The sequence below is a fragment of the Paludifilum halophilum genome, assembly GCF_002245355.1.
Classification (GTDB): Bacteria; Bacillota; Bacilli; order Thermoactinomycetales; family DSM-45169; genus Paludifilum; species Paludifilum halophilum.
In genome coordinates, this window is the sequence record NZ_NOWF01000004.1 from 108,152 (window position 1) to 129,057 (window position 20,906).

22 protein-coding genes are annotated in these 20,906 nt (G+C 54.0%); 21 read left to right on the top strand and 1 reads right to left on the bottom strand.

What is annotated here, in order from left to right:
- The first annotated feature begins 198 nt into the window (after nucleotides 1–198).
- The 14 genes from rpoE to CHM34_RS07715 all read left to right on the top strand — a co-directional run bounded on the left by rpoE (nucleotide 199) and on the right by CHM34_RS07715 (nucleotide 13,339).
- Nucleotides 199–633 (top strand): DNA-directed RNA polymerase subunit delta, encoded by a 435-nt coding sequence (rpoE, locus tag CHM34_RS07650; RefSeq protein WP_094264019.1) that lies wholly within the window; start codon nucleotides 199–201, stop codon nucleotides 631–633.
- Between the two features lie 375 nt (nucleotides 634–1,008).
- Entirely contained in the window at nucleotides 1,009–2,625 is a 1,617-nt protein-coding gene (pyrG, locus tag CHM34_RS07655) for a CTP synthase (protein ID WP_094264020.1), read from the top strand.
- Between the two features lie 437 nt (nucleotides 2,626–3,062).
- Nucleotides 3,063–3,434 (top strand): response regulator, encoded by a 372-nt coding sequence (locus CHM34_RS07660; RefSeq protein WP_094264021.1) that lies wholly within the window; start codon nucleotides 3,063–3,065, stop codon nucleotides 3,432–3,434.
- Between the two features lie 59 nt (nucleotides 3,435–3,493).
- On the top strand, nucleotides 3,494–3,886 hold the full coding sequence (gene kal / locus CHM34_RS07665; protein ID WP_094264232.1) for a 3-aminobutyryl-CoA ammonia lyase: 393 nt from the start codon (nucleotides 3,494–3,496) through the stop codon (nucleotides 3,884–3,886).
- Between the two features lie 83 nt (nucleotides 3,887–3,969).
- The gene (gene kce, locus CHM34_RS07670) at nucleotides 3,970–4,797 is read left to right on the top strand and encodes a 3-keto-5-aminohexanoate cleavage enzyme (RefSeq protein WP_094264233.1); all 828 of its coding nucleotides are present in this window, start codon (nucleotides 3,970–3,972) and stop codon (nucleotides 4,795–4,797) included.
- Nucleotides 4,798–5,096: 299 nt separating this feature from the next.
- The gene (fba, locus tag CHM34_RS07675) at nucleotides 5,097–5,951 is read left to right on the top strand and encodes a class II fructose-1,6-bisphosphate aldolase (RefSeq protein WP_094264022.1); all 855 of its coding nucleotides are present in this window, start codon (nucleotides 5,097–5,099) and stop codon (nucleotides 5,949–5,951) included.
- 61 nt (nucleotides 5,952–6,012) lie between these two features.
- Complete coding sequence (gene fsa, locus CHM34_RS07680) at nucleotides 6,013–6,666, top strand: fructose-6-phosphate aldolase (protein WP_094264023.1); 654 nt, start codon at nucleotides 6,013–6,015, stop codon at nucleotides 6,664–6,666.
- A 158-nt stretch (nucleotides 6,667–6,824) separates the two neighbouring features.
- Nucleotides 6,825–8,084 (top strand): UDP-N-acetylglucosamine 1-carboxyvinyltransferase, encoded by a 1,260-nt coding sequence (gene murA / locus CHM34_RS07685; protein ID WP_094264024.1) that lies wholly within the window; start codon nucleotides 6,825–6,827, stop codon nucleotides 8,082–8,084.
- Between the two features lie 195 nt (nucleotides 8,085–8,279).
- The gene (gene glpX, locus CHM34_RS07690) at nucleotides 8,280–9,245 is read left to right on the top strand and encodes a class II fructose-bisphosphatase (RefSeq protein ID WP_094264025.1); all 966 of its coding nucleotides are present in this window, start codon (nucleotides 8,280–8,282) and stop codon (nucleotides 9,243–9,245) included.
- Between the two features lie 72 nt (nucleotides 9,246–9,317).
- Nucleotides 9,318–10,586: a transcription termination factor Rho gene (gene rho / locus CHM34_RS07695; RefSeq protein ID WP_094264026.1), complete on the top strand. Its 1,269-nt coding sequence runs from the start codon at nucleotides 9,318–9,320 to the stop codon at nucleotides 10,584–10,586.
- A 115-nt stretch (nucleotides 10,587–10,701) separates the two neighbouring features.
- Nucleotides 10,702–11,691: a M23 family metallopeptidase gene (locus CHM34_RS07700; protein WP_094264027.1), complete on the top strand. Its 990-nt coding sequence runs from the start codon at nucleotides 10,702–10,704 to the stop codon at nucleotides 11,689–11,691.
- A gap of 148 nt (nucleotides 11,692–11,839) precedes the next feature.
- Nucleotides 11,840–12,037 (top strand): 50S ribosomal protein L31, encoded by a 198-nt coding sequence (rpmE, locus tag CHM34_RS07705; RefSeq protein WP_094264028.1) that lies wholly within the window; start codon nucleotides 11,840–11,842, stop codon nucleotides 12,035–12,037.
- Between the two features lie 229 nt (nucleotides 12,038–12,266).
- Nucleotides 12,267–12,827 carry a thymidine kinase gene (locus CHM34_RS07710; RefSeq protein WP_094264234.1) on the top strand — a complete coding sequence of 187 codons (561 nt, stop codon included), beginning with the start codon at nucleotides 12,267–12,269 and terminating at the stop codon, nucleotides 12,825–12,827.
- A 29-nt stretch (nucleotides 12,828–12,856) separates the two neighbouring features.
- A complete protein-coding gene (locus CHM34_RS07715) occupies nucleotides 12,857–13,339 on the top strand; it encodes an Asp23/Gls24 family envelope stress response protein (RefSeq protein WP_094264029.1) in 483 nt (160 codons plus the stop codon).
- Nucleotides 13,340–13,530: 191 nt separating this feature from the next.
- Here the strand turns inward: CHM34_RS07715 and CHM34_RS07720 are convergent, their stop codons facing one another.
- The gene (locus tag CHM34_RS07720) at nucleotides 13,531–14,586 is read right to left on the bottom strand and encodes a CPBP family intramembrane glutamic endopeptidase (RefSeq protein ID WP_094264030.1); all 1,056 of its coding nucleotides are present in this window, start codon (nucleotides 14,584–14,586) and stop codon (nucleotides 13,531–13,533) included.
- Nucleotides 14,587–14,853: 267 nt separating this feature from the next.
- Here CHM34_RS07720 and prfA point away from each other — a divergent pair, with 267 nt between their 5' ends.
- From prfA to CHM34_RS07755, 7 genes are all read left to right on the top strand, one after another.
- On the top strand, nucleotides 14,854–15,921 hold the full coding sequence (gene prfA / locus CHM34_RS07725) for a peptide chain release factor 1 (protein ID WP_094264031.1): 1,068 nt from the start codon (nucleotides 14,854–14,856) through the stop codon (nucleotides 15,919–15,921).
- Between the two features lie 130 nt (nucleotides 15,922–16,051).
- Entirely contained in the window at nucleotides 16,052–16,960 is a 909-nt protein-coding gene (prmC, locus tag CHM34_RS07730; protein WP_094264032.1) for a peptide chain release factor N(5)-glutamine methyltransferase, read from the top strand.
- 54 nt (nucleotides 16,961–17,014) lie between these two features.
- Nucleotides 17,015–17,713 (top strand): stage II sporulation protein R, encoded by a 699-nt coding sequence (gene spoIIR, locus CHM34_RS07735; protein ID WP_094264033.1) that lies wholly within the window; start codon nucleotides 17,015–17,017, stop codon nucleotides 17,711–17,713.
- A 108-nt stretch (nucleotides 17,714–17,821) separates the two neighbouring features.
- The gene (locus CHM34_RS07740; RefSeq protein ID WP_094264034.1) at nucleotides 17,822–18,286 is read left to right on the top strand and encodes a GNAT family N-acetyltransferase; all 465 of its coding nucleotides are present in this window, start codon (nucleotides 17,822–17,824) and stop codon (nucleotides 18,284–18,286) included.
- A gap of 81 nt (nucleotides 18,287–18,367) precedes the next feature.
- Nucleotides 18,368–19,450 carry an L-threonylcarbamoyladenylate synthase gene (locus CHM34_RS07745; protein WP_240511924.1) on the top strand — a complete coding sequence of 361 codons (1,083 nt, stop codon included), beginning with the start codon at nucleotides 18,368–18,370 and terminating at the stop codon, nucleotides 19,448–19,450.
- A gap of 116 nt (nucleotides 19,451–19,566) precedes the next feature.
- On the top strand, nucleotides 19,567–20,127 hold the full coding sequence (locus CHM34_RS07750) for a manganese efflux pump MntP (RefSeq protein WP_094264036.1): 561 nt from the start codon (nucleotides 19,567–19,569) through the stop codon (nucleotides 20,125–20,127).
- A 10-nt stretch (nucleotides 20,128–20,137) separates the two neighbouring features.
- Entirely contained in the window at nucleotides 20,138–20,866 is a 729-nt protein-coding gene (locus CHM34_RS07755; protein WP_169713643.1) for a ZIP family metal transporter, read from the top strand.
- Nucleotides 20,867–20,906: the final 40 nt, after the last annotated feature.

The window sequence follows — 20,906 nt, forward strand, 5'->3', positions numbered from 1 at the left end:
AAGGTCGGGCTTTTTCCCCTGCCGTCCCCAGAGGGGTCTGGGAACGGCAAAGGCCCTCCCCCGGAAGTCATCTTTTCTCCGGGGCGGGGGTCTTTTTCCATTCTGATCCTCTCCATCTGGTTGACTTCCCTTATGTTTTGGTTAAAATAGACATACGTAAAATGATAAGATATCGGATGATGGAAGGATGTGCCTGCAATGCCTGGTCATTTGGCTGAAAAACTGTCCGACGAAGAGGTTCAGGAGACCGCGATGGTCGACTTGGCATTTCATATATTGAAGGAAAAAGGGGAGCCGATTCTTTATCGGAACCTGATGGAAGCCGTTTCGGGGCTGAAAGGGTTTTCCGAAGAGGAAGAGAAGGAATATATGGCTCAACTCTATACCGAAGTCAACATCGACGGTCGATTTATCTGTGTCGGCAAAAGCCTGTGGGGACTCAGACGTTGGTATCCCACGGAACAGGCCACCGATTCCGCCGTTGCCCAAAACGTGAAAGACGATGATTCCGCTGAGGAATTGGAAGCGGAGGAATTATACGAAGAGGGTGACGGGGATTCCCCCGAAGACTTTGACGAAGACTTTGAGAATGACGGGGATTATGACGCTGTTGACGAGGAAGACCGAACTTGACAAAGGTTGGGCGGATCGTTAAACTATCAGATGGGCTAAAAGTGATTCTGTCAAACGAAGGATAATGCTCCACTTTACCCGAAAACCTTTATGGGTTTTCAGGGTGAACTTTATTTTTGTAAGGATAAAGTTCGGGTAGCGGAACACAGTTACTGGAGCGTAAACAAAACGGTTCGGAGCCGATGGTCCGAATACCGATTTGGGAGGAGCCTTCGGGAGGCGACCCTTTGGGTCGTCCAGATGAGACGAGAACCCGCTCGATCGACGGGTTAACGATTTACACACCAAAGTGCCCCCTAAGCACAGGGAGGCACTTTTTTTCATTTCAGCGCAATCATTGGGAATCTTAATGGAAGAACTGGAGGAGGCCGAATCATGACTAAGTTTATTTTCGTTACCGGCGGTGTCGTCTCATCCCTGGGCAAAGGGATTACCGCGGCATCCTTGGGCCGGTTGCTCAAAAATCGGGGATTGACGGTTACGATTCAAAAATTCGATCCTTATATCAATGTCGATCCGGGCACCATGAGCCCTTATCAGCATGGGGAAGTTTTCGTTACCGATGACGGTGCGGAGACGGACCTGGATTTGGGCCATTATGAACGGTTTATCGATATCAATCTATCGCAAAATAGCAATGTCACCACCGGAAAAGTTTATTCCGCTGTGATTAACAAGGAACGGCGCGGAGACTATCTCGGCGGGACGGTACAGGTGATCCCCCACATTACCAACGAGATTAAAGACCGGGTTTTCCGCGCCGCCCGGGAGGCCCGCCCTGACGTGGTCATCACCGAAATCGGAGGGACCGTGGGGGATATCGAAAGCTTACCCTTCCTGGAAGCGATTCGTCAGATCAAAACCGAGGTCGGTCGGGATCATGTGATGTATATCCATTGTACCTTGGTTCCCGAATTATCGGCGACGGGCGAGTTGAAGACGAAACCGACCCAGCACAGCGTCAAGGAGTTGCGCGGCATCGGTATTCAGCCGAACGTGATCGTCTGTCGGACGGAACGAAAGTTGTCCGAAGACATCCGGCGGAAACTGGCCCTCTTCTGCGATATCGATCCCGATGCGGTGATCGAGTGCCGAGATGCCGAGACCCTGTATGAAGTGCCGTTAATGCTGCAATCCGAAGGATTGGACCGGATTGTGGCGAAGCACTTGGACCTGGACGGCGGCGAAGCGGATATGAAAGAGTGGATCGATCTGGTGGATCAGGTGAAAAATCTGACTCACCGAACCAAGATTGCGATTGTCGGCAAATACGTCGCTTTGCGGGATGCTTATATGAGTGTCGTGGAATCCCTCAATCACGCCGGTTTTTACAACGATACCGAAGTGGATCTGATGTGGGTCAATGCCGAAGAGGTGAACGATACCAATGTTAGTGAAGTATTGAAGGATGCCGACGGCATTCTCGTTCCCGGAGGCTTCGGTGACCGGGGAATCGAGGGGAAGATCGCGGCGATCCGTTTTGCCCGGGAACAGCGGATACCGATGTTCGGGATCTGTCTGGGAATGCAAGTGGCCTGTGTAGAAGGAGCCCGCAACCTGCTGGGGCTGGAAGGAGCCCATAGTTCGGAATTTGATCCGGAAACTCCTCATCCGGTTATCGATCTGCTTCCGGAACAGAAAGATATTGAAGATCTGGGCGGTACGATGAGATTGGGACTCTATCCCTGCAAGCTCGCTCCGGAGAGCCGGGCCCAGGAGGCTTACGGGAACGGACTGGTGTATGAACGGCACCGTCACCGGTACGAGTTTAACAATGAGTACCGGGAGAAATTGGCGGAGGCCGGGTATGTTTTTTCCGGGACCTCTCCCAATGGACGTCTGGTGGAGATTGTGGAATGGAAGGATCATCCCTGGTTTCTCGGGTGCCAGTTCCATCCCGAGTTCACCTCCCGCCCCAACCGGCCGCAACCTCTGTTCCGGGACTTTGTCGCGGCGGCGTTGAGTGTAAAACTGAAAACAGCCCAAGTATAAGGAAGACGTTCCGATTTTCAGAACACCCGCATGAAAACGTGCGGGTGTTTTGCGTCGCTCTTCATCAGAAGTTTTTAATCCGTACTATTGAGGATCCAGTATCCCTGGAACCCAACCCCGACCCACCCGGAGTCCACTCAAATACAATTGCTTCTAGAAACATTTTTAAGGGTGGAAAAAGAATGGTTCGGGGAAATCCTGCTCGGTGATCAGATATCAAGAAGTAGTCCGACGGCGTTTTTTAACAGAAAAGTGCAGGAAATCGGTTGTCTCGTACGAATTATAAGTAAAGAGGGCAGACGGGATCGGTTGATGTTGATCAGGCGCACACTGTACCCGAGAAGTGGACGGTTTATGCTGTCCATCAAAGTTTCACGATCAGGGAGGGGATTGTTATACGAGGGTTACAAGGGGATCTTCAAAAAGGAGGAAGTGAGATGTCGCTTTCCGACAAAAAGGTATTGGTTGTCGACGACCAGTACGGAATCCGGGTCCTGCTGAAAGAGGTATTCTCCAGAAAGGGCTTTCAGATTTATCAGGCCGCCAACGGAAAAGTGGCACTTGATATCATCCAAAAGGAAGATCCGGACTTGATTCTTTTGGATATGAAGATGCCGGGAATGGACGGGTTGGAAGTATTGCGGCATCTTCGCCGGGAGGACAGGGCCACCAAGGTAATCATGATGACGGCTTACGGTGAGCTGGACATGGTAGAGGAAGCGTCGGAGCTGGGAGCGCTGGCCCATTTTACCAAACCTTTTGATGTCGAAGAATTGTGTAGCGAGGTCGTTCGGCAGTTGTCGCCCTGAAGGCATTTCGGATGGACTTATACGCGTTTTACGATTTGAACGGAACGGAGGCGAGGCTGATGAACGAAGCTAAAATACGTCTTCGCATGAATCAGGCGGATGCTCACTACGGAGGTCATTTGGTGGACGGAGCCCGGATGATGGCTCTTTTCGGGGATGTGGCAACGGAGCTTTTGATTCGCCATGACGGGGATGAAGGCTTATTCGTGGCCTATGACAATGTGGAATTTACCGCTCCGGTCTACGCCGGAGACTACATTGAAGCGGTGGGGCGGATTGAAAAGGTGGGCAACACTTCCCGCCGCATGGTTTTCACTGCGTATAAGGTGATTGAGGCCCATATCGATCCCGACTCCCCTTCGGCGGCGAGAGTCCTGGAACAGCCGGCGGTGGTCGCCCGCGCCTCCGGTACCTGTGTAGTCCCGAAAGAGAAGCAACGGTTTCACTCCTGAACGAATCATCTTTCATGCCGGCGCAACCGGTCCCATACCGATGGGAAGAGAAAGAGGAAACGGGAACAATGGGAGGGACTCGGATGAATCCTTTGATCATCACCGCCGCCTTGGTGGGAGCGGAAGTCTCCCGGGAGGATACACCCCACCTTCCGGTAACCCCAGAAGAAATCGGAGAGTCGGCGGCACAAGCCCGGGAAGCAGGGGCTTCCATCGCTCACATTCATGTCCGGGATAAAGCGGGCCGGCCCAGTCAGGATCGGGAGCTGTACCGACAAGCGATCCGAGAGATCCGCAAACGCTGTGATATCATTATCCAGGTGTCCACCGGCGGTGCTGTCGGGATGACGGCGGAAGAACGATTGCAGCCGGTCACTTTGCAACCGGAGATGGCCACGCTGACAACGGGGACGGTGAACTTCGCCGATGGAGTGTTTTACAATCCCCCTGGAGATATTCGGCGGTTTGCGAAGGAAATGCGGCATTACGGGGTGAAGCCGGAGTTTGAAATCTTCGATGTGGGAATGGTGGGGACAGCGAAGCATTTAGTCGAAAAAGGATGGGTAACGGGTCCCCTTCACTTCGACTTTGTCATGGGGGTTCCGGGCGGGATTCCCGCCGGAGGTAAGCATCTGTTGCACTTGATCGATCAGTTGCCGGAAGGATCGACCTGGTCTGTGGCCGGTATCGGTCGCTATCAGTTGCCTATGTCCGCTTTGGGTATCGCTCTCGGAGGACATGTGCGGGTCGGTCTCGAAGACAACCTTTATTACCGCAAAGGGGAATTGGCGACCAATACCCAGCTGGTGGCCCGGGTTCAGCGGATCGCTTCGGAACTGGAACGGAAAACAGCCGTTCCCGAGGAGGCCCGTTCCATTCTGGGTCTCCCGTCTCTCAAAGAGGTCCGTTAATGTAGTTTCTTCACCTCATCGTACTTTTGCATTTTTCCGGGTCTTTCGCGAGGGGACAGTGATTTCCAATTGATGGATGACTATCGGAACCCTGGCGACAGTGTTATAATGTCAAGATAAGTGGTGGGCTCTTACGCTTTCCATGGGACCGGGTTGAACGGATGCGAGTACATATCGCGGGCTTGCCGGGGGTAACGCGAAACGTTCACATCCGTTTCAGGGAGACGGTCAGGGGGTGAGGCAGAACCGCCTGAGCGTTGAAACCGGAAAGAATTTATTACTTCTAGGAGGAACAACCTATGTCTTTAGTACCGATGACAGAATTCTTGCCCCGCGCGAAAAAGGAAGGATTTGCGGTCGGACAGTTCAATATGAACAACCTGGAGTTTACCCAGGGGATTGCCGCGGCGGCTAAAGAAGAGAAGTCTCCCTTTATCTTCGGGGTGTCCGAGGGAGCCATGCGCTATATGGGCTTGGAGTACGTCGTGGCCATGGCCGAGATCGCAGCCAAGGAATCCGGTGTTCCCGTCGCGTTGCATCTGGATCACGGAAGCAGCTTTGAAGTGGCGATGAAATGTATTCAAGCCGGGTTTTCTTCGGTGATGTTTGACGGATCCCATTATCCCTACGAGGAAAATATCCGCCTCACCCGGGAAGTCGTGAAAGCGGCTCATGCTGTCGGTGTTTCCGTCGAAGGAGAGCTGGGCACGATCGGCGGAGTGGAAGATGATGTCGAGGTGGATGAAGAAGATGCCGCCTTGGCTAAACCGAGCGAAGCGATCCGCTTTTGGGAGGAGACCCGGGTGGATGCCATGGCTATCGCAGTGGGAACCGCTCACGGAATGTACAAAGGCGAGCCGAAAATCCGCTTCGACATTATCGATGAAGTAGCGAAACAGATCGATGCGCCGATCGTTCTGCACGGTGGTTCCGGAGTACCTGATTCCGCAATCCAGGAATCCATCGTTCGCGGAGTGGGCAAAATTAACGTAAACACAGAAAGTCAAGTGGCTTGCACCAACAAAGTTCGTGAATTGCTGGATTCCAAACCGGAAATGATCGACCCCCGCAAATACCTGGGACCCGGCCGGGACGCGATCAAGGAGACGGTCATCGGCAAAATGCGTCTCTTCGGAAGCTCCGGAAAGGCTTAATCACCGTCCGTTCCGTTCCCTGGTGTCTGAAGAGGTCCGATCGACAGGAGGTGTAGCCGAGATGAAGTTTTTCATCGATTCGGCGGATGTAGAACAGATTCGTAAAGTCCATGAACTGGGGATATTGTCCGGCGTGACGACGAATCCGAGTCTGGTGGCCAAATCGGGGAGAAAATTTACCGATGTCTTAAAGGAGATCGTGAACATCGCGGAGGATGTGGAGTCGGTCAGCGCGGAGGTGCTGAGCGACGATGTTGACGGTATGCTGAAGGAGGCGGAACCGCTCACGGCGATCTCCGATAAGATTACGATTAAAGTCCCCATGACCTTGGAGGGGTTAAAGGCGGTTCGCCGGTTTTCCAAAAAGGGAATCCCCACCAATGTCACTCTCGTGTTTTCCGCCAATCAAGCCCTGATGGCGGCAAGGGCCGGAGCCACCTATGTCAGCCCCTTTCTCGGCCGTCTGGACGATATCAACCACGACGGTGTGGAGTTGATTGAACAGATTTCGCGTATTTTCGTGTTTCACGATTTGGATACGGAGATCATCGCCGCCAGTATCCGCCATCCGTTACACGTTTCCCAGGCGGCGGAAAGCGGCGCCAATATCGCAACATTGCCGTATGCGGTCATTGATAAGCTGGTGTCTCACCCCCTGACCGATCAGGGAATCGAACGCTTTAAACGGGATTGGGAACAAGCCCAACAAGGCTGAGGATCAGACGAGAGTGATCCGATTTACCGGGTTTCCGGCAGTGTAAACCGTGAATGGCTGCCGGTTTCCCGTTTTTTTAAAAGAAATCATGGTCTTTTTTAAAAAAGCGGCGATTCGGTAAAGGGAAGACGAGCGCAGATCGGAAAGGAAGTGTCTGCGTGGAGAAGTTGATGATTAGGGGTGGTCGCCCCCTTTTTGGGGAAGTGACGGTGAGCGGAGCGAAGAACAGCGCTGTAGCGTTGATTCCCGCGGCACTGCTCGCTCCATCGACGACCGTGTTGGAAAATCTCCCCCATATCCGGGATGTGGAAATCTATGAGGAGATTCTGAAGGAAATGGGGGCGGAAGTAGAGAGTCGAGATGGGGAACTCCACATCGATGCCGCCGACCTGACCAACCTCCCGATAGCCGACGGAAAAGTGCAACAGCTCCGTGCCTCTTATTATTTGATGGGGGCGATGTTGGGCCGTTTCGGCGAGGCCACCGTCGGATTGCCCGGAGGATGTAACTTGGGCCCCCGCCCGATCGACCAGCACATGAAAGGGTTTGAGGCTTTGGGTGCGGAAGTGAGCCACAAAGATGGAGCGATCTATCTGAGTGCTCCTGAACTGGTCGGTGCCCGGATTTACCTGGATGTCGTCAGCGTAGGGGCTACAATCAATATCATGTTGGCGGCGGCTCGGGCCCGAGGTCAGACGGTGATTGAGAACGCGGCCAAAGAACCGGAAATTATCGATGTGGCAACCCTGTTGACAGCGATGGGAGCCCGAATCAAAGGGGCGGGAACGGACGTCATCCGCATCCTGGGAAATCAGCAGCTTTCGGGATGTCGCCACTCCATCATTCCCGACCGTATCGAAGCCGGTACCCATATGGTCGCCGCAGCGGCCACCGGCGGGGAGGTGACCATTCATCATCTGATTCCCAAACATATGGAACCGGTCACCGCTAAGCTAAGGGAAATGGGGGTTTCCATCGACGAATGGGACGAATCCTTACATATCCGGGGCGGCAGTTCATATCAGTCTATCGATATTAAAACATTGCCCTATCCCGGATTTCCGACGGATTTGCAGCAACCTTTTACCGCCTTGCTCACCCGAGCGGAGGGAACCAGTCTGATCACAGACAACCTTTATTCTTCCCGTTTTAAGCATGTTGATGAAATGTGTCGTATGGGGGCCGACATTCGAGTCGAAGGACGAACCGCCGTGGTGGAAGGAGGCCGTTCTCTCCGAGGAGCCGAAGTGCAGGCATCCGATTTGCGGGCCGGTGCCGCTTTGGTAGTGGCGGGTTTAATGGCGACAGAAGTGACAGAGATTACCGGCCTGGAACATATCGATCGCGGATATGAGAAATTGGAAGAGAAGCTGAAAGCCCTCGGTGCAGAAATCTGGAGGTTGTCCGAACCCGACTAAAGGAGGTCTGTCCTCATATTTCCTTCCCGGTTGTCTTCACTCTCTCAGGAAGAATAGTGTAACATATAGGAGTAAATATGTTGTACTTTTGAGAGGTTTAACGGTGGGAAAGAGGGTCGAAATCGGCATGACGGGGATTCAGACCGCCGATGGACCCCTCTATTTTTTGAGAATGGAGTAACCGGAGGGATCGGAATGGAAAGAAGTTTAACGATGGAATTGGTTCGGGTGACGGAGGCGGCGGCGCTGGCTTCCGGTCGGTGGATGGGATTCGGTAAAAAAGATGAGGCGGATGATGCGGCTACAACGGCCATGCGAAAAGTGTTTGACACGATTCCGATGCGAGGAACCGTCGTGATCGGAGAAGGAGAAATGGATGAAGCCCCGATGCTCTACATTGGCGAGCGCTTGGGATTGGGGTATCTGCCGGAAGTGGATGTGGCCGTCGATCCCCTGGAAGGGACCAATATCGTCGCCAAAGGCTCCTGGAACGCTTTGTCTGTCGTGGGGGTGGCGGATCGGGGGCACCTTTTGCACGCTCCTGACATGTATATGGATAAGATTGCCGTGGGGCCCGGAGCGGTCGGACATGTGGATATCAATGCCCCAGTGGAGGAAAACCTGACGGCAGTGGCCAAAGCTCTGGGGAAAGATATGGGGGATTTGGTAGCCGTGATTTTGGACCGTCCCCGTCACGCTCAACTGATTGAAGAGGTGCGAAAGACAGGCGCCCGGATCAAACTGATCTCCGACGGAGATGTGGCGGCGGCTATCAATACGGCTTTCCCCGATACCGGTGTCGATATCCTTCTCGGGTCCGGGGGCGCACCGGAGGGTGTTTTGGCCGCTGTTTCATTAAAATGTCTGGGTGGCGAAATTCAGGGCCGCCTTTTGCCGGAAGACGAGGAGCAATATGACCGTTGCCGCAAGATGGGTCTGGAAGATCCTCGGCAGGTCCTCCACATGAAGGATCTAGTCAAAGGGGATGACGCTATTTTTGCCGCCACCGGCGTTACCGACGGGGAACTTCTGAAAGGTGTTCGATATAAAGGGACCCAAGCCGCCACCCATTCCCTCGTGATGCGCGCAAAAACCGGAACGGTGCGTTTTATCGACGGCAAGCACCGGTTGGAGAAGAAGCCCAACCTGGTCCTGGAATAAGCCCTATTTGAACCGGTTATCATGGATAGGGCAGAACGAGACTCGGAAAAGATAGTGTGGTGAAGGAAATCGATGGAGCTCTCGCTGAGCGATCTAGAACATCGACGATTAACGGAATTATACAAGCTGGCTAAAGAATACCACATCTCTTACTACAGCCAGATGAAAAAAAGAGAATTGATCTTTGCGATTTTGAAAGCGAAAGCGGAAAAAGCCGGCCTCTTTTTCATGGAAGGGGTTTTGGAAATTCTCCCTGAGGGATATGGGTTTTTAAGGCCGATCCATTACTTGCCTTCATCGGAGGATATATATATTTCCGCCAGCCAGATCCGACGATTTGACCTGCGGACCGGAGATCTGGTTTCCGGGAAAGTCCGTCCTCCCAAGGAAAATGAGCGGTACTTCGGCCTCCTTCATGTAGAGGCCGTCAACGGAGAGGACCCCAATTCGGCGTCGGAACGCCTTCATTTCCCCGCGTTAACCCCTTTGTATCCCCAGCGAAAATTGACTTTGGAGACAGAACCGGATAAGTTGTCCACCCGCATCATGGATTTGATCGCGCCGGTAGGTTTGGGTCAGCGGGGTCTCCTCGTCGCTCAACCCAAGGCGGGAAAAACGATGTTGCTTAAGGAAATCGCTAACAGTATTACGACGAATCATCCCGAGATCGAATTATTCGTTCTCTTGATCGACGAGCGCCCCGAAGAAGTGACGGACATGCAACGGTCCGTTCAAGGGGAGGTGGTCAGCTCCACCTTTGATGAGATGCCGGAAAACCATATCAAGGTGGCGGAACTGGTTCTGGAACGGGCTCAGCGACTGGTGGAGCATAAGCGGCATGTGGTGATCCTGATGGATAGTATCACCCGGTTGGCCCGTGCTTACAACTTGGTGATTCCCCCCAGCGGGCGCACTCTCTCCGGAGGGATTGATCCGGCGGCTTTCCACCGACCCAAACGCTTCTTCGGAGCCGCCCGAAACGTGGAAGAGGGAGGAAGCCTTACGATCCTGGCCACCGCCTTGGTGGAAACGGGTTCGCGGATGGACGATGTCATTTATGAAGAATTTAAGGGCACGGGAAACCTGGAGTTGCATCTGGATCGAAAACTCTCGGAACGGCGCATTTTCCCCGCCATCGATATCCGCCGCTCCGGCACCCGCCGTGAAGAACTGCTCCTGACGCAAACGGAATTGGAAAAGCTGTGGGTCATGCGCAAATCGATGACCGACGGCGCTGACTGTACCGAAGCCTTCCTGCGCAAACTGGCTCATACCCAAACCAATGAGGATTTCCTGGCTACGCTGGAATCCCAGCCCCGCCGTTCATCCAACGCTTCGTAAGCCCTTTCGGATGTTCCGACTGGTTTTGTTCCGGAAAGAACATATCGGCAGATCCTTCCGCATAGGATGAAATCGGATCGGTTTTTCGGTCCTAAATCCTATGTGAGGTGGTGTGATGCCGAAGAAAAAACCGTGGGTGGCTTCTTCCCTTTCCTTGGCGACAGCTTCATTGTTCGTCGGAAACGGGACAGAGACCGCTCAGGCCGAGGAAACGGTAAAAAGGACGGTTCCGGATTGGGAGAAGGAACAGATCGCTCAAGACGTGTTGTATCAGTATCTCACTCCCATCTCTTCCGTATCCGAGGGGAACCTGGCTGTTGATGCGGAGAAGAAACCGCTGATCCACAAGGTGAAAGAAGGGGACACCTTGTATGGAATCGGAAACCGGTACGGTGTCGACAGTCAAACCCTGGCCTCCTACAATAAGATCGAAGATCCCCGAAAGCTTCAGGTCGGCCAGCGGGTAAAGGTTCCGGTGGAGCTGAATCGGATCCGTGTTAAAGAAGGAGAAGGGCTTACCTCAATCGCCCGGAGGCACAGCGTCTCCGTCAGCACTCTGAAAAAGGCCAATCCCGATTTAAAATCGACGAATGCCCTGTATGTGGGGCAAGTTCTCGTCGTTCCCAAACCCTTTGAGCCGAAGATAGAGAAGCAACCTGAGCAGTCGGAAAAGAAAAAACAACGGGTGACGTTGGCTTCCGATTCGTCCTCCGATCAGCCATCCAACCAATCCCATTCCTTTCGATGGCCGGTCAAAGGCGAGATTACCAGCGGTTACGGGTGGCGTAACGGAAAAATGCATCAAGGGATCGACATCTCCAATACAAAACAAAAACAAAACGTGATTCGCGCCTCTCTCGGAGGTGAAGTGGTACGAGCCGGATATGCCGGAGGTTACGGAAACCTGGTGGTCCTTGACCACGGAAACGGGTGGACGACCTATTACGCTCATCTCAGTGGAATCAGCGTCAGCAAAGGGGAGTCTGTTTCCGCCGGCGGGGACTTGGGACATATGGGAACAACAGGGAATTCCACCGGTGTGCACCTTCATTTTGAGATCCGCCGCCATGATCAACCGATTAACCCATTATCCGTTCTTCCTTAAAGCGGTCGGATCAAACGGCATTATTTTTGATTCCATGGTAAAGAATCCTCGCCTTCTCTTGCATTTCCTTCGGCTGAATGCTATAATGTTTAAGTGTTTGCATTGAAACGTCTATTAGGCAACCGGATGGAAAAGAGGTGAGGAATCGATGAAAGCGGCAATTCATCCTGAATACAAGAAAACGACCGTAACCTGCGCGTGCGGTAATACTTTTGAAACCGGGTCCACCAAGGAAAACCTGCGCGTCGATATCTGCTCGGCATGCCATCCCTTTTTCACCGGGAAGCAAAAATTGGTCAGCGCAGGCGGTCGCGTGGATCGGTTCAAAAAGAAATACAATCTGTAAACGGCAAGCTTGATATAGATACGGATCGGAACGAACAGGCAGGCATGAATGGTGCTTGCCTGTTTTTATGTGTGCCGGACTTTTTGAAATCCCCTTGATTCATGATCCCAGAGGATTGTTTTTGTGCTACAATGTCTGTTGATGTTTGGATAGCTTAGGGGGAACGAGAGTGACAAGGAATCAATCCAATACCCAGGGTGAAGGCTGGATCGAGGTGATCTGCGGGGGGATGTTTTCGGGGAAAAGCGAAGAATTGATCCGCCGCATCCGTCGAGCCCGGATCGCCAGACAGGAGGTGGCGGTATTCAAACCCAGTGTGGACAGCCGTTACCGCCCGGAGGCGATTACTTCCCACAACGGTGTACATACAGAGGCTGTTTCCGTTGCCGGGGCGGCGGTGATCCCGGAGTATGTCGCCCCGGAAGTGACCGTCGTTGCCATCGATGAAGTCCAGTTTTTTGACGATGCGGTGGTGGAGGTGGCGCAAACCCTGGCTGATCGAGGTGTTCGGGTTATTTGTGCAGGTCTGGATCAGGACTTTAGAGGCCGACCTTTCGGGCCGACACCGATTTTAATGGCGGTTGCTGAATATGTAACGAAGCTTCAGGCGATCTGCATCCAGTGCGGTGGGGCGGCGAGCCGGACACAGCGGTTGATCGACGGTTTTCCGGCGGAGGAGGATCAACCCACCATTCAAGTGGGAGCTTCCGAACAATATGAAGCCCGGTGCCGCCATTGTCATCAGGTAACCCGGCGGCAATCATTACCGAAAAACTTTTCACCTTCTTGACGCAAACTATCGTCAGGGAGGTGTTTTTTTTGACTCGAACTGCGGCATGGTTTGGGGCTGTTCTCGGATTGCTTCTTTTGTTTTCGGCCTGTACGGGTCCCCTCCAGCAAGGGAAAGAGGTTTCGCCGGGGACGAAAAACGAAAAGGGTTACCGGTTTCGAACGGATAGCTATCGATATATGCATGATGACGGGGAATTCGGGGTCAAAAACTCCAACCCCAATCTGGCGATCGGAGAGTGGTCCAATTCCTCGAAAGGGGATAATCCGACACGTCGGATGAGGCAAGCGGCGGAGCAGGTCGAAGGAGTTCAAGACGTTCGCGTGAATGTGACCGGCGGGCATGCGGCTCTTCAAGTCACTCCGGAAAGGAATGTCCCTTCGGAAAGGTACGGGGAACTACAGGAGAAAGTGCTTCGAAGAGTCAGCTTTGAAATGCCCCGCTACGAGATTCGGGTTCGGGTGGGGCGAAGCAAGTGGAACCCGTTGCGATACCTTCCCTTTGCACAGTGAATACACAAAATGCCCGACCTCCCCGGGCCGGGCGGGACAGGGGTTAAGGGGTGTACACCTTAACCCTGTTTTCTTTCTTATTCAGCTCCGATCTTCACATCTTCCCACTCGATATCTTTTTCCCCGGCTTTGATTGTTTTCGACGGTGTACCGGGCGACTTTCCACGTTTCATCCGTCTGTTCCAGGTCAATCATAAGTAACTCAACAGACCCAGTGTCATATTGTAGGTCGCATGGACGAACATCGTGGTGGATGTATTGTAACGCTGTCGCATCAAACCGAGGACGAGTCCGACCAGAAAGACGACGAGAGTGGAGATGCTGAAACCGTAGTTGCTGTGAACCACGGAGAAGAGAATGGCAGTCAGGATCAGGCCGAACCGGGGTTGAAGCGCTCCCCGGAAGATCGCTTCTTCACCCAGAGCGGCGGAAAGACCCAGGGTGAGGATCCCCAGAACGGAACCGAACAAGGGGCCGATCAGCTGTTCCGTCAGCTTTTCCACGTTGGGATCGCCGGCGATCCCCGCTGTCTGGGCGATCGTTTCCAACAGGAGGGCACCCCCCACCAACAAGAGACCGGAACCGATACCGATGAGGGATTCTCTCAGTGTCGGCCGAACGAGTCCAAGGCGGTTGAGTGTCTCTTTCCAGCTTCGTCTCCAGGAAAGCCAACCCACACCGATCAGAGCGATGATGAAAAAGGTGATCTGCTGAGCCCACAGTGAGGGGATCGGATTGCCCATTTCCTGGGATTCGGTCCATTGGGCCAGGTTCTGGATACCGACAGCCACAAAAAAGAAAAAATAGATCCAGATCAGCATCGATGAGGAAAGGGCGACGGTGTGAACCCGGTTTTTCGGATCGATGGGAATCACCCGGGAAATCCAGCGCCGCAGGGCGGGAATCAAAAGGAGAATTCCAAGCAGGGACGGAATCCAGATGCTGAAACCGACAAAGGGAAGCACGTCGACCATTCGCTGGATGAGGGCGGGGTCCACTCCCGCCTCCGGGACGGGAGTCGTCCTCACCTCCCCGGCGGATCGGGCGAGAAGGCCGAATAAACTGAGCAGGATACCCGCCAGAATAAAGATGCCGTACATCAAGGAAAGGATCACATAGGCGGTAATGGCTAAACCGGTTCCCGTCCGAGCATGTTGTTCCGATTGTTTGAGGTTCTCCGACAGGTTGGCCAGCCACAAAAGAAATAATAACGGAAGAAATTGAAGGACGGTCGCGATGATCTCCATAATCAGTCTCCTCGCAATCAAAGCATGAGGGCTTATCGTTCCGGTTTTCCCTCGGCATTACGCGATTTTTCTGTCCTTTACCTAAGCATTATCATAACATAATCAAGGGAATGAGAAATGGATTCAAGGGAAATCGGCTCCGTTTTGACGAAAAAAAGGAAATCACCTATAATAGATACGTTATCCAGATGTAAGGATTTCAAGCGGGTTTCCCGCCTAGTCGGAGAAGAGACTGTCCCATTTTAAGGGATGACGGGAGTGAGCGGTGTGCTGGAGCGATTGGAATCGATCCGGAAGCGATACGAAGAACTCAACCAACTGCTTAGCGATCCCCAAGTGATTGGCGACGCGGAGAAATTGCGTAAATACTCTAAAGAACAATCGGATCTGGAACCGAAAGTTCAGGCGTATCATGAATATATGGATGTGACCGGCCAGCTGAAGGAGACCCAGACGATGATGGAGGAAGAATCCGACGCCGAGATGCTGGAAATGGTGAAGGCGGAGCTGGATAGCCTCACCCGGCGCAAGGAGGAGCTCGAAGAGGAGATCCGTCTGCTTCTGTTGCCGAAGGACCCCAACGATGATAAAAACGTGATTGTGGAAATACGGGGCGCCGCCGGAGGGGAAGAGGCCGCTCTCTTCGCCTCCAATCTCTACCGGATGTATTCCCGGTATGGTGAAAGACAGGGGTGGAAGACGGAGATCCTGGATGCCAATACTACCGGTCTGGGAGGGTTTAAGGAAGTCGTCTTCTCAGTCCAGGGGAAAGGGGCATACAGCCGTCTCAAATATGAGAGCGGTGCCCACCGGGTACAACGCGTTCCCGCGACGGAATCCGGCGGCCGGATTCATACCTCCACCGCCACGGTGGCTGTTCTGCCGGAAGCGGAAGAGGTGGAGGTAGATATCCAAGAAAAAGACCTCCGCATCGATACGTTTTGTTCCAGCGGCCCCGGGGGGCAAAGCGTCAATACGACGCAGTCGGCGGTACGGATCACCCATTTACCGACGGGGATTGTCGTTTCCTGTCAGGATGAAAAATCCCAGATCAAAAACCGCGATAAGGCGATGCGCGTTCTCCGTGCACGGATTTTGGATAAAATGCAACAGGAAGAGGCCGCCAAGTTGGCTGACGCCCGAAAAAATCAGGTAGGCACTGGAGACCGAAGCGAGCGGATTCGCACCTATAATTTTCCTCAAAGCCGGGTTACCGATCACCGGATCGGTCTCACCCTGCATAAACTGGATCTGGTGTTAGACGGAGATCTGGATCAAATTATCGATACCCTTACGCTGGAAGAGCAGTCGGAGCTTTTAAAGAAAGCGGAGTAATTAACGTATGAATCAACGTGCCTGTCAACAATGCATAGGATCAGACAGCTCCAGTGAGCCGGAGCAGCATGCGCGGATGAAAGAACCGGTCTTGCCTGTTTTCTGAAGGAGGACAAAGAACTTGCCAAGGATGGATACCGTCGGGGAAGCCTATCGTTGGGCTTCCTCTTTTTTGGATAAAAATGGTGTGGAAAGCTCCCTTTTCGAAGCGGAACTGCTGCTTCGTACTGCATTGGGCTGGGATCGAACCCGCTTTTTTACGGAATGGGATGCTCCTTTGAACCGGGAAACGTTTCAGCGGTTTCGCGAATGGGTGGAACGCCGGAAACAAGGTGTTCCTTTACAGTATTTGACGGGAGAGCAGGAATTTTATGGACGAACGTTTCGCGTCAATCCTTCGGTATTGATTCCCCGCCCCGATACGGAAGTGTTGGTGGAGGCCGCGTTAAAGACCATGGATCAGAAGGGTCCGACGGGAAGAGCTGTGGATATCGGGACGGGAAGCGGGGCTCTGGCAGTGACCCTGGCGGCGGAGAAGCCGGATTGGGAATGGTGGGCTCTGGATCGTTCGTCCGAGGCTCTTGCCTTGGCCCGAGCCAACGCGGAGTTTCACGGCATGGAAGAAAAGATCCGCTGGTTGCAGGGGGACTGGTTGACCCCTCTCATGGAGAGGGAAATGATGGTGGATGTGATCGTATCCAACCCGCCTTATATTCCTTCGGCGGATATCGACGGTTTGGAAAGACAAGTCAAGGATTATGAACCGCGGTTGGCACTGGACGGAGGAGAGGACGGTCTTGACCCTTACCGCCGTATTTTGGAGCAGGTACCGGATGTTTTGAAGTGCCCGGGTTGGATCGCTTTGGAAGTGGGTGAGGGGCAAGGTGCAGCGGTGGCCCGTTTGTTGCACCGACTTCCGGGAGAAGTCCAAACTTCGGTCATTCCCGATCTGGCTGGGCGAGATCGGGTGGTGACGGGACGAGTCGATGATTCGCCGTTGACATTCGGTTCCGCAGCGATTCCCCATGGAGGGGGTTAAACCTTCTTCAGCCTGTCCATACTGAATGGTAAATCGGCTGAGGAGGTATGAATGATGCGGGTCGGTACTTATTCGGTTCTCCTTTTTCTATCTATCGGGTTTTTCTTATTGATCCAATCCGTCTCAGGCGCTGGATCGGGCATCGTCTCGTATGCCGCTGCCGGGGCACAGAGTGAAGGCGGGGGACAGAATATCCCCGACGAGGCGATTCGTCTGCGTATTTTGGCTAACAGCGACCGTTTGGAAGACCAGGCGTTGAAGCGCCGGGTACGGGATGCCGTATTGGCGGAGATCAAGGCTTGGGCGGACAAGCCGGACACGATCGGTGAGGCGCGCCGGCAGGTTCGTTCTCATCTGTCCGATTTTCAAAAGATCGCTGATCGGACAGTTCGTCAACAGGGGTATGATTACGAGGTCCAAGTGGATTACGGGCGGATTCCTTTTCCGACAAAGCTCTATGGGGACCAGGTGTATCCCGCCGGCAAATATGAAGCGTTGCGGATTACGATCGGGGAAGGGAAAGGGGATAATTGGTGGTGTGTTTTGTTTCCGCCTCTCTGCTTTGTCGATATGAGCAACGGGGATGCGGTGCCCAAATCTGAACAGCGCACCGCTTCCGCGGAAGCGGTTGCCGCCGAACAGGCGCTGGCGGCCCCGGAACGTTCCCGACAATCTCCGCAGGGGAAGCCGGTAGAAGTGCGGTTCTTTTTCCTGGATTCCCTGAAAGATTTTTTCTCCGGATTGTTTGATTAATTCTCCGGTCGACCCGTGTGGTCGGCTTTTTTTGTAAAGACCGTACTATTCACCGCTTTGTCCGCATACGATGGAAAAAGAAAATCCGATTGCGGGAGGCGGTCGAAGATGTTCACTGTGAGAAAAGCGACAGCGGAAGATATCGAGTCGATCACGCATTTGCTCAGAACAGCGGGAACGAACGATGAAGGCGTGGACAAGCATCTGGACCATTTTCTCATCGTAGAGGATCCCCGGGTTCAGCCGCCTCGAATCGTGGGTACGGCGGGGATCGAGATTTACGGAAATCGGGGGCTCCTGAGATCCTTTGTGATGAAAACGGACTCCTGGAATGCCAAGGTGGCACTCGAATTGATCGGTGTCATTCTCGCCCATACCGGCCGGTCGGGCCTGAAAGAAGTCTATTTGATGGCGGGGATCGCCCAACATATTTTCGAACATTTCGGCTTCCGTTCCGTGGAGTGGGAGGATCTGCCCGAGTCGATCCGCCGGTCGGATCATATCCAAAAGATGGAGAAAGAGGCGGCGGGAAGACCCATGGTGTATTGCAACCGTCAACAGGACGGGGCCTGACGGGAAACGAAGGCCGGGCGGTGAAAAGTTTTCCGATGTGGTATCATGATAGGTAAACAGGTTGGAGTAGGTGAAGCGCCGTTGCAGAAACAGACGCAGTGTTGGAGGGTGAAGGAAAGCAAAGAAGGGAAATCCCTCAGGGATCATCCCGGAATACAAAAGGCCGCCGCCATGATCCGGGAGGGTCGGTTGGTCGCTTTTCCCACAGAAACGGTCTATGGTTTGGGAGCGGATGCCACCTCCGGAGAAGCGGTAACATCGATCTTTCAGGCGAAGGGGCGCCCTTCGGATAACCCGCTGATCGTTCATATCGCCGGGGCGGATCAGTTGGACGAGCTGGTCTCGGAAGTGCCTTCGACCGGGAAGCAGCTGATCAGGCGGTTTTGGCCCGGACCTCTGACGGTGATTCTGCGTCACCGCGGAACCGTCGCCCCTCCAGTAACCGCAGGACTGGATACCCTGGGCGTGCGTGTACCGTCTCATCCCGTTGCGCTGGCTCTGTTGCGGGAAGCACAGCGGCCTGTGGCGGCGCCCAGCGCCAATCGCTCCGGAAAGCCGAGTCCCACCCAAGCGGAACATGTCTGGTATGATCTGTCCGGAAGGATTGATGCTTTGCTGGACGGGGGGCCTACCGGTGTAGGGGTGGAGTCCACGGTCGTCGATGTCACCCGGGAGGTGCCCGTTCTCCTTCGCCCCGGTGGAGTCACGTTGGACATGATCCGGGAAACAGTGGGGGAAATCAGGGTGGATCCGGGGATCCGGCGAGAAGGAAGGGCTCCCCGCTCTCCGGGGATGAAATATCGCCATTATGCTCCCCGGGGGGAGCTTTGGGTGGTCGGCGGCTCCGGAAAGGACCAGATGCAAAAGGTACAGGCCTTGGCAGATCAGGCCCGCCGGGAGGGGCGGAAGGTGGGTATTCTCACGACCGATGAACACCGGGAGGCTTACCGGGCCGAATGGGTTTTTTCCTGTGGACGGCGAAGCGAACCGGAGACCGTCGCCCGAGGACTTTATGGCTGTCTGCGCCGGTTTGATGAGGTGGGAGCCGAATGGATCGTGGCCGAGGCCTTCCCCCCTACAGGGGTGTTTTTCTCCGTGATGAACCGGCTGATGAAAGCGGCGGAAGGTCAAGTGCTTTCTTCCGGGGAGGAAAGAAAGGCGTAACCTCTAGAAGTAAATCGGGTTTACAAGCAGACTCCTTTCCGCCTGGGACGGGTTCTTTTTCCTCGTTTCTCCGCATACCCTTGTCAAAGACAAGCTTTCGCGGAGGAGGAGCCGAGATGGAACTATCCCTGCCTCAATGGGGGCAACTGTTCACCCTGCTGATGATAGCGATCGCCTTGGGTATGGATGCTTTCTCCCTGGGTGTCGGGGTGGGGGTGAGAGGAGTCCTGATGCGGCAGGTATTCGCTATGAGCGGTATCATCGGATTTTTTCATATCATGATGCCTCTGCTCGGGATTTTGATCGGTCACGTGTTGAGCTCCCTGGTGGAAAACATCGCGGTGATGGCCGGGGGAGGGCTTCTCTGCTTTTTAGGGGGCCATATGGTGGTTCATGCCCTTAAAGGAGAAAACGAGTCCATCCTCAGCGCAACCACCCCGGGCGGGATTCTTCTGTTCTCCTTCAGCGTCAGCCTGGATTCCCTGTCCGCGGGACTTTCTCTGGGTCTGTTCGAAGCGGATGCCCTGGTGGCCGCCTCGATGTTTGGAATCATCGGCGGGCTGATGAACGCAGCCGGACTGCTCCTGGGCCGCCATGTCGGAACGTGGATCGGAGAATACGGGGAAGCGGTGGGAGGAATCATCCTCATCCTCCTCGGTCTCCGGTTCCTGCTGTGAGGCGGCGATCATGACCGAGGCGGTTCTGTTCAGCGCCTTATCCGGATGTGCCACCTTGATCGGCAGTTTGTTGGTTCTTTGTTTTCGAACGCCGTCCCCGTCGATGATCGGTCTGTCCCTGGGTCTTTCCGCTACAGTCATGCTTTTGGTCGCTCTGTTCGATCTTTTGCCCGCGGCTGTGTCGATTCAGGGAAGCTGGGCTCATGTCATGTTGGGAATGGCCGGCGGCTTGTTGGCGATGGTTTTGATCCACCATACGGTTTCGATGCCGGAGCGAGGGGAATATGAAAATCGATCCGAAGATTATCGGCGGTTGGGTCTTTACCTGGCAGTGGCGATTATTGCTCATCATACACCGGAAGGTGCCGCAATCGGAGTCGGCTTCGGTACCGATCGGGAATTGGGTCTGATGCTGGTGCTCGCCATGGCGATTCACAATATCCCGGAGGGAATCGGGCTGGCCGCCCCTTTGCTGGCCTCCGGCCGACCGACTCTGTCGGTGGTAGTGATCAGTCTTCTGTCGGGGGGTACTCTGCCTTTGGGAACCTGGTTCGGGGTTCATTATCTGACAAATTCTCCGGATATTGTGACCGTCGGACTTCTGTTTGCCGCGACGACGATGATTTGGGTGGTCACCCAAGAGGTTTGGCCGAGGGCCTTTCATGTCCATCGATGGGCAGCCGGTATCGGTGTTGGTTTGGGCTTGTTGTTGACGATACTGATTCACGGTATTCACTGACGGGACGCATGTCCCGGGTCTCTGACGGCGATACTGAAAA

What these genes read in the sequence shown, in the direction of transcription:
- glpX (WP_094264025.1), top strand. Translation starts at nt 8,280, where the DNA reads ATGGAAAGAAGTTTAACGATGGAATTGGTTCGGGTGACGGAGGCGGCG.
- spoIIR (WP_094264033.1), top strand. Translation starts at nt 17,015, where the DNA reads ATGCGGGTCGGTACTTATTCGGTTCTCCTTTTTCTATCTATCGGGTTT.
- CHM34_RS07750 (WP_094264036.1), top strand. Translation starts at nt 19,567, where the DNA reads ATGGAACTATCCCTGCCTCAATGGGGGCAACTGTTCACCCTGCTGATG.
- kce (WP_094264233.1), top strand. Translation starts at nt 3,970, where the DNA reads ATGAATCCTTTGATCATCACCGCCGCCTTGGTGGGAGCGGAAGTCTCC.
- rpmE (WP_094264028.1), top strand. Translation starts at nt 11,840, where the DNA reads ATGAAAGCGGCAATTCATCCTGAATACAAGAAAACGACCGTAACCTGC.
- CHM34_RS07720 (WP_094264030.1), bottom strand. Translation starts at nt 14,586, where the DNA reads ATGGAGATCATCGCGACCGTCCTTCAATTTCTTCCGTTATTATTTCTT.
- rpoE (WP_094264019.1), top strand. Translation starts at nt 199, where the DNA reads ATGCCTGGTCATTTGGCTGAAAAACTGTCCGACGAAGAGGTTCAGGAG.
- fba (WP_094264022.1), top strand. Translation starts at nt 5,097, where the DNA reads ATGTCTTTAGTACCGATGACAGAATTCTTGCCCCGCGCGAAAAAGGAA.
- CHM34_RS07740 (WP_094264034.1), top strand. Translation starts at nt 17,822, where the DNA reads ATGTTCACTGTGAGAAAAGCGACAGCGGAAGATATCGAGTCGATCACG.
- CHM34_RS07755 (WP_169713643.1), top strand. Translation starts at nt 20,138, where the DNA reads ATGACCGAGGCGGTTCTGTTCAGCGCCTTATCCGGATGTGCCACCTTG.
- pyrG (WP_094264020.1), top strand. Translation starts at nt 1,009, where the DNA reads ATGACTAAGTTTATTTTCGTTACCGGCGGTGTCGTCTCATCCCTGGGC.
- kal (WP_094264232.1), top strand. Translation starts at nt 3,494, where the DNA reads ATGAACGAAGCTAAAATACGTCTTCGCATGAATCAGGCGGATGCTCAC.
- fsa (WP_094264023.1), top strand. Translation starts at nt 6,013, where the DNA reads ATGAAGTTTTTCATCGATTCGGCGGATGTAGAACAGATTCGTAAAGTC.
- CHM34_RS07700 (WP_094264027.1), top strand. Translation starts at nt 10,702, where the DNA reads ATGCCGAAGAAAAAACCGTGGGTGGCTTCTTCCCTTTCCTTGGCGACA.
- rho (WP_094264026.1), top strand. Translation starts at nt 9,318, where the DNA reads ATGGAGCTCTCGCTGAGCGATCTAGAACATCGACGATTAACGGAATTA.
- prmC (WP_094264032.1), top strand. Translation starts at nt 16,052, where the DNA reads ATGGATACCGTCGGGGAAGCCTATCGTTGGGCTTCCTCTTTTTTGGAT.
- CHM34_RS07660 (WP_094264021.1), top strand. Translation starts at nt 3,063, where the DNA reads ATGTCGCTTTCCGACAAAAAGGTATTGGTTGTCGACGACCAGTACGGA.
- CHM34_RS07710 (WP_094264234.1), top strand. Translation starts at nt 12,267, where the DNA reads ATGTTTTCGGGGAAAAGCGAAGAATTGATCCGCCGCATCCGTCGAGCC.